The sequence below is a fragment of the Corallococcus sp. NCSPR001 genome, from assembly GCF_017309135.1.
GTDB lineage: Bacteria > Myxococcota > Myxococcia > Myxococcales > Myxococcaceae > Corallococcus.
Genome location: NZ_JAFIMS010000002.1, coordinates 3,667,829 through 3,681,961, shown reverse-complemented (window position 1 = coordinate 3,681,961; position 14,133 = coordinate 3,667,829). Strand labels below are relative to the sequence as shown.

The window sequence follows — 14,133 nt, the reverse complement described above, 5'->3', positions numbered from 1 at the left end:
ACTCCCCCGCTTCAATCGGACCCGTGGGTGCTAGCCTGCCCACCCCTTCACCTTCCGATGACCGTTCCTGCATCCCCCCGTCCCCAGTTTCCCTCCCGCCGCAGCAACGGCCTGTTCGCTTCATTCGGACATGCGTGGGCAGGGCTCATCCACACCGTGGCCTGGCAGCGCAACATGCGAATCCACCTCATCTCCGGCGTGCTGGTGGGGCTGGTGGGCAGCGGCATCCCGCTGGGGCTCGCGGAGAAGGTCACGCTCATCTTCTGCGTGCTGCTCATCTTCTTCGCGGAGATCCTCAACAGCGCGCTGGAGCAGCTGGTGGACCTGGCCGTGCAGCAGTTCGACGAGAAGGCCCGGCTCACCAAGGACGCGGCGGCCGCGGGCGTGCTCGTGCTCGCGGGCGGCACGGTCGTGATTTTCGCCGCCATCCTGATCAACTACTGGGAGACGGTGCGCACCAGCACGGACGCCATCTTCCGGCAGGTCGCGCTGGGGCTGCCGCTGGCCGGCTGCGCCACGGTGCTCGTGCTGCCGCAGCCGAGGCCCGCCAGCGTGGACGTGCTCGCGTTCCTCCTGGCCATGGGGCTGCTCGCGTTGACGGCGCCCACGTCCGCGAGCCTCGTCTTCACCGCGCTCACCGCCGCGCTGCTCGTCATCGCCGCCGCGGCGGCCCGCGAGCGCCGCCGTCACCCCCAGCCTTGAGGGCTCGACAGCGCTCGACGCTTTTCCCATCACCTCGCGGGTGGGGCGCCCGGAAACCAGTCCGGAGCCCGCTCACCCGCGGAGGGTCGATGCAGGGGATTCTAAGGGACTACGCGCGCTGCTGAAACCCCGCCCCGGCGTCCGGGGCCGGCGTCGACTGGGCGGCAGCGACCGCCTTGTCGCCTTCCTTCAGGTCGGTCGTCACCAGCTCCAGCAGCTCCGTCGCGATGCCGATGACCTGGTGCGGCGTGTAACCGCTTGCGCGCAGCTGGTTGAAGAACGTGCGCGCGAGGATGCGGGTGCCCTTTTGGTCGGTGCTCACGGGAATTGCCTCCGGATTCGACGCCTTGTGTCAGGGCGCCGCGTCTACGTGCGGGTCCGGTCTTCAACCTCCGTGCCAGCCGTTCTCTTCCGAACGGATTCTCCAGCAGTCCTCAGGGGTTGAAGCCCGGAAGTGCACGGCACGGAACGTGGAGTGTGCGAAGGGGGTTACGCACCTGCACGTCCGCCCTGCCTGGAACGGCGTTGGCGGGTGCATCAGCGGGTACGCACCCACCCCACGGGCCATCTTGTCTTTTCAAGTGCTTGCATTCCCTCCGGGGGGTGGAGCACATACGCGCCCCCCACCGAGGAGTCAGAACACAATGGCGTACCGGGTGAACAACATCGGGCTGTGGCTGGACGAGCCGGAGGAGCTGCTCGGCCAGCGCGCCGCGGAGAAGCTGGGGGTCACCCGGAGCGACCTCGCCTCCGTGCGGGTGGTGCGCTCGGTGCTGGATGCGCGCAAGAAGGGCAGCCCGCGTTACATCTACACGCTGGAGGTGGAGCTGGCCCCGGGCCGCAAGGCGCCGCGGCTGCCCCCGGACGTGAGCGAGGCGCCGCCGCCGCCGGAGCTGCCGCCGCGCGTGAAGGAGCCAGAGAAGCTGCCGCTCATCATCGGCACCGGACCCGCGGGGTTGTTCTGCGCGCTGGGCCTGCTGGAGCGCGGCGTGCGCAGCATCCTGCTGGAGCGCGGCAAGGAGGTGGTGACGCGCCGCAAGGACGTGGCGAAGCTCATGCGCGACGGGTCGCTCGACCGCGAGAGCAACATGAACTTCGGCGAGGGCGGCGCGGGCGCGTACACGGACGGCAAGCTGTCCACGCGCATCAACCACCCCATGGTGCGCAAGGTGATTGAAGCCTTCGCGAAGTACGGCGCGCCGGATCACATCCTCATCGAGGGCAAGCCGCACATCGGCTCCGACCTCCTGCCCGGCGCGGTGGCGAAGCTGCGCGACGAGCTCATCGCGGGCGGCTGCCAGGTGCACTTCGAGCAGCGCGTGGACGACCTGCTTTACCGCGACGGCCGCATCGCGGGCGTGAAGATGGCGGACGGGCGCACGCTGGAGAGCGACCGCGTCATCCTGGCGCCGGGCAACTCCGCGCGTGAACTGTACGAGCGCTTCGCCGCCGACGGCCGCGTGAGCGTGGAGGCCAAGCCCTTCGCGCTGGGCTTCCGCGCGGAGCACCCGCAGTCGCTCATCAACGGCATCCAGTACGGGGCCGCGGCGAAGCACTCCAAGCTGCCGCCCGCGGACTACAAGCTGGCGGAGAACCTGGACGTGGACGGCGAGGTGCGCGGCGTCTACTCGTTCTGCATGTGCCCCGGCGGCATCGTGGTGCCCACGCCCACGGAAGAGGGGCTGCAGTGCACCAACGGCATGAGCAACTCGCGGCGCAACGCGAAGTTCGCCAACGCGGGCATCGTCGTGTCGGTGTCCGTCGCGGACTTCGCGCGCGAGGGCTTCCACGGGCCGCTCGCGGGCCTGGAGTTCCAGCGGTACTGGGAGGGCGAGGCCTACAAGCTGGGCGGAGGCCGCTTCTTCGCGCCCGCGCAGACGATTCCGGACTACCTGGCCGGCCGCGTGAAGAAGGACCCGGGCGACACCAGCTACCGCCCGGGCCTGGCGCACACGGACCTGAACACGCTCTTCCCGGAGCGGCTGACGCAGTCGCTCAAGGCGGCGCTGCGCACCTTCGACCGGAAGATGAAGGGCTTCATCAGCGACGAGGGGAAGCTCATCGGCATCGAGAGCCGGACGTCCTCGCCGGTGCGAATCACCCGGGGTGACGACCTGCAGTCCGTGTCCATGCGCGGCCTGTACCCGGTGGGCGAGGGTTGCGGCTACGCGGGCGGTATCGTGTCCTCCGCCATTGATGGACTGCGCGCCGCTGAGCAGATTGCGACAGAGCTGGCTTGAGGTCCCCGCCCCCTTCCGGGCAGGGTGGGCCGGGAGGGAGGAAGACCATGGCGTACCGCGTTCGCACTCCGGATGGTGAGCTGATGTTCCCCTCGCTGGGCGACATCGAGCGCGCCTACTTGCAGGGGCTGGTGGACCCGGACGACGAGGTGCGCGAGGACGGCGCGGAGAAGTGGCGCAAGGCGTCCTCGCTGCCCGTCCTGGCCCGGGCGAAGAAGCCCCACGGCCAGGACACGTCCAAGCGCGCCCAGACGCTCACGGTGGCGGGCGCGGTGGCGGCGGGGGTGCTCGCGCTCGTGCTGCTCTTCACCGGCACGAACTGGAATGTCCGGATGATGGGCATCGCGCTGGCCCTGGTGGTCAGCGGAATGCTCACCCGGGTGTCCTTCAAGGCCTACAAACGGCCTCCGCCCGTCCTCTGACGGCGCTTCCTCCCCTGCCCTCCAGGGCAGCGGCACGGCCCTCGCCGCCAGCAGGCCCCACACGGCCCATGTTTGGTGGAAGGCACCCCGCGGGGTGCCCTCCATCGCGCTGGAGGAGGACCGCACCTTGCTCAGCACCTACCTGTCCCGAGAAGCCGCCCGCAAGCTTCGCCATGGCGCCCCCTGGCTGCGCCGCGAGGACATCGTCTCCATGGAGGGCGAGCCGCAGCCCGGCACGCCCATGCAGCTGAAGGACGAGGACGGGCATGTCCTGGGGCTGGGAGACGTGGACCTCCAGGCATCATACGCCGTGCGCCGCCTGGGCCTGCCGGACGAGTCCGTGGAGGGGCTCATCCCCCGCCACGTGCGCCACGCATTCGAGCGGCGCGGCCGGCTGGTGGACGACCCGCGCTTCTGCCGCATCGTCAACGATGACGGGGACGGGCTGCCGGGCCTCATCGTGGACCGGTATGATCAGCACTTCGTCGTCCAGACGCTCACCCGCTCCATGGACGCGCGGCTGGACGAGATCACCCGCGCGCTGGGAGAGGTGACGGGGGCGGGCTCGGTGCTCTTGCGCAACGACACGCTCCGGCGCAAGGCGCTGGGCCTGCCCGCGCAGCGCCCGCACGTGATGTACGGCACGCCGCCGCGCTGGTGCCGCCTCCTGGAGATGGGCGCGCGCTTCACCGTGGACCTCACCTATGGCCGAGGCACGGGCTACTCGTATGACCACCGCGAGCTGCGCCGTTTCTTGAGCCGCACGGGCAACGGGGACCGGGTGCTGGACGTGGCGTGCAACGTGGGAGGCCTCTTCGTCCACGCGGGGCGGCACGGGGCGAAGCACATCCTGGCCTTCGACGGCAACGCGGACGCGGCGGACCTGGCGCGGGAGAACGCGGAGGCCAACGGGCTGCTCGGCCGGGTGACGGTGGAACAGGGCGAGCCGCTGGCCGTGCTCCGGGCCCTCAAGGACTCCTTCGACCTGGTGCTGCTCGACACGCTGGGGGTGGCGTCCGAGGAGGACTTCATCGAACAGGTGCGGCTGGCCATCAGGCGCACCCGTCATGGAGGACGGCTGCTCGTGGTCGGATATCACCCACCGCTGGCGCTGGGCTCATTCACGGAGTGCGTGGCCACGGCCTGCGAGCAGGAGGCGCGCATCGCATTCCGGCTGGTACGGATGGGATTGCCGCCGGACCACCCCGCGCCGGTCGGCTCCCCGGGGGCCGAGTACCTGGAGGCGGTGGCGCTTGAGGTGAGCTGACGCCCGTGCTGTTTCGCCCTCGACGGGCCCTCCTCGGTGTTAGTGTCCGCGCCGCGATGACAACCGAAAACGAGTCCCAGGCCGCGACCTCTTCCACCCCGGAGGCTTCCGTCGAGACCGTCCGCAAGGTGTACGCGGCGGACCTGCGCGAGAAGGACCGGGTCAACACCGTCTTCCGCGTCACCAAGAAGGAGAAGGTGAACGCGCGCAGCGGCAAGGTGTTCCTGTCGCTGTCCCTGGCCGACAAGAGCGGCACGGTGGACGCGCGCGTCTTCGACAAGGTGGACGAACTGGAGCCCGCCTTCCAGAACGGTGACTACGTCCTCGTGCAGGGCAGCGTCATCGTCTTCCACGGCCGCACCCAGGTCGTCGTGGAGGCCGTGGAGCGGCTGGATCCGGAGCCGCTCGACCCCAAGGAGTTCGAGCCGCCCCCCGCCCCGCCCGCCGAGGCGAAGGCCGAGTCCAAGTCCGGCGAAGCGAAGTCCGGCGAAGCCAAGGCCGAGTCCAAGTCTGGCGACGCGAAGGCCGAGTCCAAGTCCAGCGAAGCGAAGTCCAGCGACGCGAAGCAGGTGGAAGGCAAGCCCGAGCGCCACGAGGGCGGCGGTGGCCCGCGCGCGGTGGGGCAGATCCGCGAGCTCATCACCGAGCGCGTCAACGACCCGTTCGTGAAGCAGCTGCTCCTGGCGTTCCTGGATGACGCGCAGGTGTCCGCGGCGCTGCCGGTGGCTCCCGCAGCCAAGGGCGTGCACCACGCGTGGCGCGGCGGGCTGGCCGAGCACGTCCTGTCGGTGATGCGCCTGACCTTGCGCGTGTCGGACCACTACCCCATGGCGGACCGCGACCTGCTGCTGGCCGGCGCGTTCCTGCACGACGTGATGAAGGGCGGCGACGGGGCGTCCGACAAGGGCTTCGACACCTCCGACGAGGGCCGGCTGGTGGGCCACGCGGTGCTGGCCGCGCAGAAGATCCGCGAGAAGACCCTGGGCATCCCAGGCTTCCCGCCGCTCTTGGAGCAGCACCTGACGCACCTGGCGATCTCCCAGACGGGGCCGTCCGGCGCTCCCGGCGCGAAGGTGCCGGTGACGCTGGAGGCGCAGATCGTCGACACGCTCAGCTCGCTCGACGCGCGCATCTCCTCGTGGGTGGAGGCCATGCAGCGCGATCCGAACGAGCGCTGGACGGACCACCTGCGCGCGTACGAGCGCTCCCTCTGGAAGGGCTTCGTGCCCACCGGCCGCGGCCGGGCTCCGGTGGAGGGCGGCCGGCGCAAGCACCGCGAGGAGAAGCGCAAGGCGCGCGCCGACAAGGGCCCGCCCGCCCAGGCCGGGGAAGGCACCGCCGCCCCCGCGACCCAGGAGGCCCGTCCGGAGCGCCCGCCGCGGCCTCCGCGCGAGCCTCGTGCCGAGCGTCCTCCGCGCGAGGACCGGCCGCCGCGCGAGCCCCGCGCCGAGCGTCCGCCGCGCGAGGAGCGTCCGCCGCGCGACCCCAAGAGCCTGCCCGGCGAGCTGACCTTCAAGCCGTTCAGCGCGCTGGCGCCGGCTCCGAAGTCCGGTGGTGAGGGTGGTGGCTCCTCGGAGGGCTGAAGTCCATGGCGAAGCGGCTGGGAGAGCGGTTGATTGAGGCCGGCCTCGTGACGCCGGGGGCCGTGGAGCAGGGTCTGGAGCACCAGAAGATCACCGGCCACAAGCTGGGGGACTGTCTGGTGGAGCTGGGCCTGCTCCAGGAGGCCGCGCTGCTGCGGCTTCTGGCCAACGAGTTCCAGACCCGCTTCGTCACCGCGGACAAGCTGGCCAAGGTCCGCATCGACACGAAGGTGTTGGACAAGCTGCCGGTGCGGCTGGCGGAAGCGCAGAACGTGCTCCCGCTGGCCATCGACCCGGAGCGCAAGCTGCTGTCGGTGGTGGCCGCCGAGCCGCAGAACAAGTCGCTGCTCGACGAGATCGCCCTCGTCACCGGCATGTCGGAGGTCTACGCGTACATCGGCCTGCGCAGCGCCATCTCCGCGGCCATCCGCAAGCACTACTACGGCGACCCCACGGCGTTCACCACGCTGCTGGAGGGCCCCTCCGCGAACAACGGTCCGCGCCGTCCGGACACGCCCTCCAACACGCACGTGGGCGCGGAGCCCGGGCGCGGCGGGAGCTCCGCCGGACGCAGCAGCGCCACCAGCCTGAGCATGCGGCTGGAGACGGACGCGCGGATGCGGCTGCAGCGCGGCGGCAGCGGCACCAACGTGGCGCGCGTCTCCACGCAGCGGCGCGAGCCGGGAGGCCCGCGCGGGCTCATCAGCGACACGGACTACGTGGAGACGCTGAGCCTGATGGTGGGCCTCCTGGAGCAGGACCGGCCCCGGCACCGGGGACACTCCGCGCAACTGGCGCGGCAGGCGGGCATCGTCGGCCAGCGCATGGGCATGCCCCACAAGGAGCTGGCTGCGCTGTCCATCGCGGCGTACCTGCACGACCTGGGCAAGCCTGCGGAGCGGCACTTCTCGCTGGCGAGCAACGCGGCCAACCCGGAGTGGAAGGCCCAGGCGAAGGCGTGCTGCCGCGCGCCCACGAAGCTCTTCGAGACGGTGCACCTGCCCGCGCAGGTGAACACCATCCTCGCGCAGCTGTACGAGGCCTGGGACGGCTCCGGCACGCCCCAGGGCGCCAAGGGCGAGGACATCACCCTGGGCGCGCGCATCCTGGCGGCGGTGGACAGCTTCCTGGAGCTGACCAAGAACCCGGGCAATGCGTTCGGCCGCGTCTTCACCAAGCCGCAGGCGCTGGAGCACCTGAAGAAGTACGCGGGCGTGCTCTACGACCCCGTGGTGGCGGACATCGTCGGGCAGTTGCAGAGCGGCGCGCTCCTGGTGCACCGGCTGGCCAGCGAGGGCCGCCAGGTGCTCATCGCGGAGCCGGACGAGGCCACGCGCGGCGAGTTGCTGGAGGCGGTGCTCAAGCAGGAGCTGGTGGCGCACGCGCTGTCCACGCTGGACGGCGCGCTGGACGGCCTGTCGCGGCAGGACTGCGACGTGCTGGTGGTGAGCCTGCGGCTGGGCCAGCAGGAGGTCATGGACCTGCTGGAGGCCGTGCGCTCCATGCCGGAGAGCGCGGGCCTGCCCATCGCCGTGGTGGGTGAGCCGGATGCCCAGGCGCGCGAGCGGCTGCTGATGGCGGGCGCGACGGCGGTGCTCTCCCCGAGCGACAAGGCGGAGGTCGCCCGCACGGTGCTGTCCCTCTTCCAGGACCGCGTGCAGCACAACGGCCCGGGCCGGGTGGTGCGCGGCAGCTTCGACGAGCTGCCCCCGAAGGAGCTCTTGCGCACGCTGGGTGGCGGCAAGAAGAGCGGGAAGCTCCAGCTGCGCAGCCACACGCTGGAGGGCTCGCTGCACCTGGAGCGCGGCCGCGTGGTGCACGCGGCGTTCGGCGGCCACGCGGGCGAACCCGCGCTGCAGGCCCTGCTGAAGCTGAAGCAGGCGGACTTCGTCTACGACCCGGACGCGCTGCTCCTGGACATGCCGCAGTTGGACCAGGACCTGGAGGCCCTGGCCAACGCGCTCACGCCAGCGTGAGGTTGAAGAGGCGGGCCGCGTTCGCCGTGGTGACGCGGGCCACCTCTTCCAGCGACACGCCCTTCAGCTCCGCGACCTTCTTCGCCGTCTCCAGCACGTGCGCGGGCTCGTTCTTGCGGCCCCGGTGCGGCACCGGCGCGAGGTACGGGCTGTCCGTCTCCACCATCAGGCGCTCCAGCGGCGCGAAGCGCACCGCGTCCTGGAGGGCCTCCGTCTTCTTGTAGGTGACGACGCCGGACAGCGACAGGAAGAAACCCCGGTCCAGGTACTTGCGCGCGGCGGCCGTGTCACCGGTGAAGCAGTGGATGACGCCGCTCGTGACGTCCTCGGCGGCCAGGGCTGCTTCACAGTCGTCATGCGCGTCGCGCACGTGCACCACCAGCGGCTTGGACAGGCGCATCGCGAGCGCACACTGCCGCCGGAAGACGGTGGCCTGGATCTCGCGCGGCGAGTGGTCGTAGTAGTAGTCCAGCCCGGCCTCCCCCACGGCGCGCAGTTCCGGACGGGCGCAGGTGCGCTCCAGCATCTCGAAGTCCGCTTCGGTGGCGCGGGCGGCCGCGTGCGGGTGGATGCCCAGCGTGGGCGACAGGAAGTCCGGGTGCCGGGCGGCGATCTCCAGCGCGTTGCCCCAGTCACCTGGGCTTTCGAACTGCCCCACCAGCACCGCGTGCACCAGCCCCGCCGCGCGGGCGCGCTCCAGCACCGGCGCCACGTCCGCGTAGTCCTTCGGCTCCAGGTGGCAGTGCGCATCAACCAGTTTCATGGCTTCTCCTGAAACAGCTCTTCCAGCTCCGTCCGCGCCTCTTCCGAGGCGAAGGTGGGCACTGCGGCGCGCAGGCGCTCCACGCCCTCCGCCACGCCCAGACGCCACACGCCGTCCGCCGCGTCCAGCCGGTCGTCCTCCGGCGCGCTCCGGTCTTCCAACACGGCGAGCAGCCAGGGCAGCGCCCGGGCATCCCCCAGCCGGCCCAGGCCGCGCGCGGCGGCGCCCCGGCACGGGTCCTTCACGTCCGCGAGGATGTCCTTCAAGCGCTCCAACGCGCCCGGGACCTTCAACTCACCGCACAGCTCCACCGCGAGCGCCCGGTCCGCGCTCCACTTCTTGCGCGTGCGCTGCATCAGCCAGTCCGCGCCCTCCGGGTCGCCCAGCTTCAGCAGCACGCCCGCGGCCTGCGTCTTGTCGAACGCGGGCAGCAGCCACTTGCCGAAGAGGCGCTTCACGGCTGGCAGCGCGCGCGTGTCCTCCAGCTCCGCCAGCGCGCCCAGCGCCCGGAAGCGCAGCGTGTCCACGTCCAGCGCGGCCACGAGGATGTCCAGGCCGGCGGGGTGCTTGAGGGCGGCGATGCCTCGCGCGGCCTCGAAGCGGACCTCGGGCGTGGGGTCCTCCAGCATTCCGGCCAGGGCGCCGCGCGCGTGCGGCAGCGCCAGGTCCGCCAGCCGTCCGGTGGCCTCCAGCCGCACGCGGGTGTCCTCGTCGCGCAAGCGCGGCAGGAGCATGTCCGGGAGTTGCTCCGGCGGCAGGATGACGGACGCCAGGCTCACGCCCGAGCGGCGCACCTCCGGCTGCGCATCCGCGAGCAGGCGCACGAGCACGTCCGTGAACTCCGCCGCGTGCGCGGGCTCCTCGGACGCGATCTGGAACAGCAGGTCCGCCGCCTCGGCCCGGCTCGCCGGCCGCTTCTCCCGCTCCAGGGTCAACAGGGCGCGGTCCCGCTCGGCACGCCAGTCCGCCACGTCTCGTCACCTCTCTCGCGCCCGGGCCGTTCTTCCGCCCCGGCGCGTGCTTGGAGTCCCGGTCGCTGTCCGACGTGTAGCCCCTGCGGGCACCCCACGCCCTTGAAACCACTCCCGCACCCCATCGCTTCGGAGCGGGTGGCCATTCCGACTGACGCCCTACCCTGCGCCCGCGTGCGCGCGCACAGCTGGCATCCCGGGAGCGCAGCCGCCGCCCGGGATGCCACCGCTCGCGTTACTTCACTTCGGCGCCGGGCGGCACATCACCCGGATCCAGCAGGGACAGGTCCTTGCCGCCCGAGCCCGCCGTCAGCAGCATGCCGCGCGACTCGATGCCCTTGAGCTTGCGCGGCTTCAGGTTCGCCACCACCACCACGCGTCGGCCCGCCACCGCCTCCGGCGCGTACGCCTCCGCGATGCCGGACACGATGGTGCGCGGCGTGCCCTCGCCCAGGTCCACGTCCAGCTTGAGCAGCTTGTCCGCGCCCTTCACCTTCTCCGCGGCCACGATGCGCCCCGCCTTCAGCACCACCTTGGCGAAGTCCGCGTACTCGATGTCGGCCGCGGGCGCGCCTTCCGCCGCCCCCGCGCCAGGGGACGCCTGCGTGGTGGGCGCCGCTTCGGGAGTCTTCGCTTCCACGGGCTTCTTCTCCGTCTTCTTGTCCTTGCCGCCTGCCTTCACGGGCTCGGCGGCCGGCGTCCCCGCGGGGACCTTGATGATGGCGTTGACGCGCTCCTCCTCCAGCCGGGGCAACAGCGGCTCCGGCGTGCCCAGCGGACGGGTGCGGTCGAGCAGCGGGTACTTCGCGGTGGCGAGCGCCTGGAACGTCAGCGGCTCCGCCCCCAGCTGCGCGAACAGCTTCTCCGACACGCGCGGCGTCACTGGCGCCAGCAGCGCGCCCAAGAGGTACGCCACGTCCGCCGCGTCCGACAGGTCCGCGCGCGCGGCCTCCGCGTCCTTCTTCACCAGCGCCCACGGCGCCGCCGTCTGCAGGAACGCGTTCGCGGTGGAGGCGATCTCCGTGATGACCCGGATGGCGTTGCGGTACTCCAGCTTCTCGAACGCCTCGCGAACCTCCGGCACGCGCGCCAGCGCGTCCTCCACCAGCTTGCGCCCCGCCCCTTCCGCGCGGCCCGGCGCGAGCTTCTTCTCCAGCGGCCCGGCCAGCAGCGACAGCGCGCGGTTGGCCAGGTTGCCCACGTTGTTGACGAGCTCGCCGTTCACCCGGAGGCGGAAGTCCTTCAGGTTGAGGTCCAGGTCCTCCACGCCCGCGCCCAGGTTGGCCGCGTAGAAGTAGCGCAGGTAGCTGGGGTCCAGCAGGTCCAGGTAGTCACGCGCGGCCACCATGGTGCCGCGGCTCTTGCTCATCTTCTCCCCGTTCACGGTCAGGTGCCCGTGCACCTTGATCTCGTTGGGGATGTGGAACCCCGCGACGTTCAGCACCGCGGGCCAGAACAGCGCGTGGAAGTAGACGATGTCCTTGCCGATGAAGTGGACGATGCGCGTGGGCGCGTCCTTGCCCCAGTACGCGAGCGCGTCCGGGACGCGGCCCGACTCCTTCGCCCACTTCTCCGTCGTGGCGATGTACCCGATGGGCGCGTCCAGCCAGACGTAGAAGAACTTGTCCGTCTCACCGGGGATCGCGAAGCCGAAGTACGGCCCGTCGCGGCTGATGTCCCAGTCCGCCAGGCCCTTCTCGAAGAAACCCTGGAGCTGGGCGGCCAGGCCCGGGTGGATGAAGCCGGGGCGCTTGAGCACTTCCTGGAGGAAGTCCGCGTGCCGCGACAGCTTGAAGAACAGGTGGACGGAGTTGCGGCGCACCGGCGGCGTGCCACACAGCGCGCACTTCGGGTCGATGAGGTCCGTGGGGTTGTACGTCTTGCCGCACTTCTCACAGGCGTCGCCGTACTGGTCCGTGGCCCTGCAGTTGGGACAGGTGCCCCGGATGAAGCGGTCCGGCAGGAAGCGCTTGTCCTTCTCGCAGTAGGTCTGCTCGATGTCGCGGCGGTCGATGTCGCCCGCGTCCTTCAAGCGCCCGTAGATGAGCTCCGCGTAGTGGCGGTTCTCCGGCGAGTTGGTGGAGTGGAAGTAGTCGAAGCGGATGTCGAAGTCGCGGAAGTCGCGCTGGTGCTCGTCGTGGAAGCGCGCGACGAACTGCTCCGGCGGGATGCCCTGCTTCGCGGCGTTGATTTCGATGGGCGTGCCGTGCGTGTCGTCCGCGCAGAAATAGACGACGTCCTGGCCGCACGAGCGCAGGAAGCGGACGTAAATGTCCGTCTGGATGTACTCGACGGCGTGGCCGAGGTGGACGGCGCCGTTCGCGTACGGAAGGGCGCTGGTGACGAGGATTCTCTCCGCCATGGACTCTCCTGAGGGCGGCGGACCATAGCCGCTCGGGGATACGAGGTCATCGCCAACATGCAGGCCGGGCGCTGCATGGCGCGAAGGGGGATGTTATCGACCGGACGCCATGTGCACCGTCCTCATCCTCCGTAACGTCCACCCCGAGTGGCCGCTGGTCCTCGCCGCCAACCGGGATGAGTTCTACGCGCGTCCGGCCCACGGGCCGAAGGTCCTCTCCGAGTCCCCCCGCGTGGTGGGCGGCCAGGACGTGGAGCGGGGCGGCACGTGGATGGGGGTCACCCACGAGGGAGTCATCGTCGCCCTGACCAACCAGCGCGGCGCCCGGAGCCTGGGCCTGGCCCCCCGCTCCCGGGGCGAGGTGGTGCTGCGCGCCCTGCAGGCCGGGTCGGTGGAGGCCATCGAGCGCTACCTCGGCACCCTGCCCGCCCCGGAGTTCCTGCCCTTCAACCTGCTCTACGGAGACGCGCGCACCCTGCGGGTGGCCTATGCGCGCCCGGGCCATGAGCGCCTGCTGCACGAGGACGTCCCGGACGGCGCGCACGTGCTCCCGAACGACAACCTGGACAACCTGGCGCTCCCCAAGGTGCGGCGGGCGCACGCGCTGGCGGAAGGCGTGGCAACGCGCCCGTGGCCGGAGCTGGTGACGGGGCTCCAGGCGGCCCTGGCCGATCATGCCCTGCCGCCCCGGGAGTCCGCGACGGGGCCGCTCTCCGAGGACGGCCTGCCCGCGGACTTCCTCCAGCAGTTGCAAGCCCTGTGCATCCACACGGAGGGCTACGGGACGCGCTCGTCCGCCATCGTCGCGCTCGGGCCCGGCCGCGTGGGGCACTACCTGGCCACGGACATCGCGCCCTGCCAGGGCGGGTGGCGGGACGTGACGGGCCTGCTCGCGGCGCCTTGAGCGGCCTGTCGTCTTTCAGTCCAGCCGCGCCCGCATCACCGCGTCGCGGCCCGCGTCGTAGGTGGCCTCGAAGGCCGGGCCCCGGCCGGTGAAGGCCTCTACCGGGGGCATGGCCACGTCCACGCGGACCTCCCGCACGTCGCAGCCCAGGTCGGAGCGGTAGAACGCCGGCTCACCGGTGACGTTGATGGCGATGAGCCGCGCGCCCGGGAACAGCTGACACGCGTCATGGACGGGCGTCGCGGCGACGCGGTCCGCTCCCGGGTCGATCCGCTCCAGCGTGGCGTCCTTGAAGAGGAGCGGGTTGGCGGCGCTCGCGGAGACGGCCTCCGACAGCGGGCCGCGCGTGACCGTCACCAGCCGGATGCCGCCCGCGAAGGGCTCCTGGTGGAAGGTGGCGAAGGGCACGGGGAGCTCCTCCACGCGCGCGCCCGCGTAGAAGCGCTCCAGCACCTGGGTGAAGCGCTCATGGCTCAAGGGGGGCACGGTCGCCGCGCCACCCGCGGCGCCCAGCGCGCCCGCCGCCACGGCCGGCCCCAGCGCGCCGCCCGACACCAGCACCGCGAGCAGGCCCACCGCGGCACCGACCGCGCCGCGCGTCGCGGCGACCTTCCGCGTCTCTTCTTCGTAGGCGGTGAAGAAGGAATGGTAGCGCTGGCGCAGGTTGGCGCCGGGCCTGGACGCGTAGAGGCCGCCCACCACCGCGCCCATGCTGTTGCCCACCACGCAGTCGATGGGCACGCCCCGGGCCACCAGCGCATCCAGCGCGCCCACGTGCGCGAGCCCCTTGGTGCCGCCCACCGACAGCACCACGCAGGTGCGCGAAGCGCGCGTGTCCCGGTGGCACGACAGGGCCCCGGAAGCCAGCAACACCGTCAGCCACACCACGCCCAACCGCCGCATGCATCCTCCCGCGCGCGAAGTCGGGCCACCCTACCCCAGA

12 protein-coding genes are annotated in these 14,133 nt (G+C 71.4%); 7 read left to right on the top strand and 5 right to left on the bottom strand.

Going from position 1 to position 14,133, the window contains the following annotated elements; translation table 11 throughout:
• Positions 1–57 precede the first annotated feature (57 nt).
• Positions 58–702 carry a diacylglycerol kinase family protein gene (locus JYJ93_RS17000; protein WP_206792566.1) on the top strand — a complete coding sequence of 215 codons (645 nt, stop codon included), beginning with the start codon at positions 58–60 and terminating at the stop codon, positions 700–702.
• 109 nt (positions 703–811) lie between these two features.
• Here the strand turns inward: JYJ93_RS17000 and JYJ93_RS16995 are convergent, their stop codons facing one another.
• Positions 812–1,024 carry a hypothetical protein gene (locus JYJ93_RS16995; RefSeq protein ID WP_206792564.1) on the bottom strand — a complete coding sequence of 71 codons (213 nt, stop codon included), beginning with the start codon at positions 1,022–1,024 and terminating at the stop codon, positions 812–814.
• A 322-nt stretch (positions 1,025–1,346) separates the two neighbouring features.
• Between JYJ93_RS16995 and JYJ93_RS16990 the strand changes: the two genes are divergently transcribed.
• The 5 genes from JYJ93_RS16990 (at position 1,347) to JYJ93_RS16970 (ending at position 8,190) form a co-directional block, all read left to right on the top strand.
• Positions 1,347–2,942 carry an FAD-dependent protein gene (locus JYJ93_RS16990; RefSeq protein ID WP_206792562.1) on the top strand — a complete coding sequence of 532 codons (1,596 nt, stop codon included), beginning with the start codon at positions 1,347–1,349 and terminating at the stop codon, positions 2,940–2,942.
• A 47-nt stretch (positions 2,943–2,989) separates the two neighbouring features.
• The gene (locus tag JYJ93_RS16985; RefSeq protein WP_206792560.1) at positions 2,990–3,364 is read left to right on the top strand and encodes a hypothetical protein; all 375 of its coding nucleotides are present in this window, start codon (positions 2,990–2,992) and stop codon (positions 3,362–3,364) included.
• Positions 3,365–3,491: 127 nt separating this feature from the next.
• Complete coding sequence (locus JYJ93_RS16980; protein ID WP_206800338.1) at positions 3,492–4,631, top strand: methyltransferase domain-containing protein; 1,140 nt, start codon at positions 3,492–3,494, stop codon at positions 4,629–4,631.
• Between the two features lie 56 nt (positions 4,632–4,687).
• Positions 4,688–6,214: an OB-fold nucleic acid binding domain-containing protein gene (locus tag JYJ93_RS16975; RefSeq protein WP_206792558.1), complete on the top strand. Its 1,527-nt coding sequence runs from the start codon at positions 4,688–4,690 to the stop codon at positions 6,212–6,214.
• A gap of 5 nt (positions 6,215–6,219) precedes the next feature.
• A complete protein-coding gene (locus tag JYJ93_RS16970) occupies positions 6,220–8,190 on the top strand; it encodes an HD domain-containing phosphohydrolase (protein WP_206792556.1) in 1,971 nt (656 codons plus the stop codon).
• Here JYJ93_RS16970 and JYJ93_RS16965 read toward each other — a convergent pair.
• From JYJ93_RS16965 to metG, 3 genes are all read right to left on the bottom strand, one after another.
• Positions 8,177–8,953 carry a TatD family hydrolase gene (locus JYJ93_RS16965; protein ID WP_206792555.1) on the bottom strand — a complete coding sequence of 259 codons (777 nt, stop codon included), beginning with the start codon at positions 8,951–8,953 and terminating at the stop codon, positions 8,177–8,179. The two genes, JYJ93_RS16970 and JYJ93_RS16965, sit on opposite strands and share 14 nt — an antisense overlap.
• Positions 8,950–9,924, bottom strand: coding sequence for a HEAT repeat domain-containing protein (locus JYJ93_RS16960; RefSeq protein WP_206792553.1), 975 nt, complete (start codon positions 9,922–9,924; stop codon positions 8,950–8,952). The genes JYJ93_RS16965 and JYJ93_RS16960 overlap by 4 nt, the downstream gene beginning before the upstream one ends.
• A gap of 235 nt (positions 9,925–10,159) precedes the next feature.
• On the bottom strand, positions 10,160–12,286 hold the full coding sequence (metG, locus tag JYJ93_RS16955; protein WP_206792551.1) for a methionine--tRNA ligase: 2,127 nt from the start codon (positions 12,284–12,286) through the stop codon (positions 10,160–10,162).
• 109 nt (positions 12,287–12,395) lie between these two features.
• Between metG and JYJ93_RS16950 the strand changes: the two genes are divergently transcribed.
• Entirely contained in the window at positions 12,396–13,190 is a 795-nt protein-coding gene (locus JYJ93_RS16950; RefSeq protein WP_206792549.1) for an NRDE family protein, read from the top strand.
• A 15-nt stretch (positions 13,191–13,205) separates the two neighbouring features.
• On the opposite strand, the gene JYJ93_RS16945 is transcribed toward JYJ93_RS16950, so the two are convergent.
• The gene (locus tag JYJ93_RS16945) at positions 13,206–14,093 is read right to left on the bottom strand and encodes a patatin-like phospholipase family protein (protein ID WP_206792547.1); all 888 of its coding nucleotides are present in this window, start codon (positions 14,091–14,093) and stop codon (positions 13,206–13,208) included.
• Positions 14,094–14,133: the final 40 nt, after the last annotated feature.

Coding starts and splice junctions, on each gene's coding strand:
- metG (WP_206792551.1), bottom strand. CDS start 12,286: ATGGCGGAGAGAATCCTCGTCACCAGCGCCCTTCCGTACGCGAACGGC.
- JYJ93_RS16975 (WP_206792558.1), top strand. CDS start 4,688: ATGACAACCGAAAACGAGTCCCAGGCCGCGACCTCTTCCACCCCGGAG.
- JYJ93_RS16945 (WP_206792547.1), bottom strand. CDS start 14,093: ATGCGGCGGTTGGGCGTGGTGTGGCTGACGGTGTTGCTGGCTTCCGGG.
- JYJ93_RS16970 (WP_206792556.1), top strand. CDS start 6,220: ATGGCGAAGCGGCTGGGAGAGCGGTTGATTGAGGCCGGCCTCGTGACG.
- JYJ93_RS17000 (WP_206792566.1), top strand. CDS start 58: ATGACCGTTCCTGCATCCCCCCGTCCCCAGTTTCCCTCCCGCCGCAGC.
- JYJ93_RS16950 (WP_206792549.1), top strand. CDS start 12,396: ATGTGCACCGTCCTCATCCTCCGTAACGTCCACCCCGAGTGGCCGCTG.
- JYJ93_RS16985 (WP_206792560.1), top strand. CDS start 2,990: ATGGCGTACCGCGTTCGCACTCCGGATGGTGAGCTGATGTTCCCCTCG.
- JYJ93_RS16965 (WP_206792555.1), bottom strand. CDS start 8,953: ATGAAACTGGTTGATGCGCACTGCCACCTGGAGCCGAAGGACTACGCG.
- JYJ93_RS16990 (WP_206792562.1), top strand. CDS start 1,347: ATGGCGTACCGGGTGAACAACATCGGGCTGTGGCTGGACGAGCCGGAG.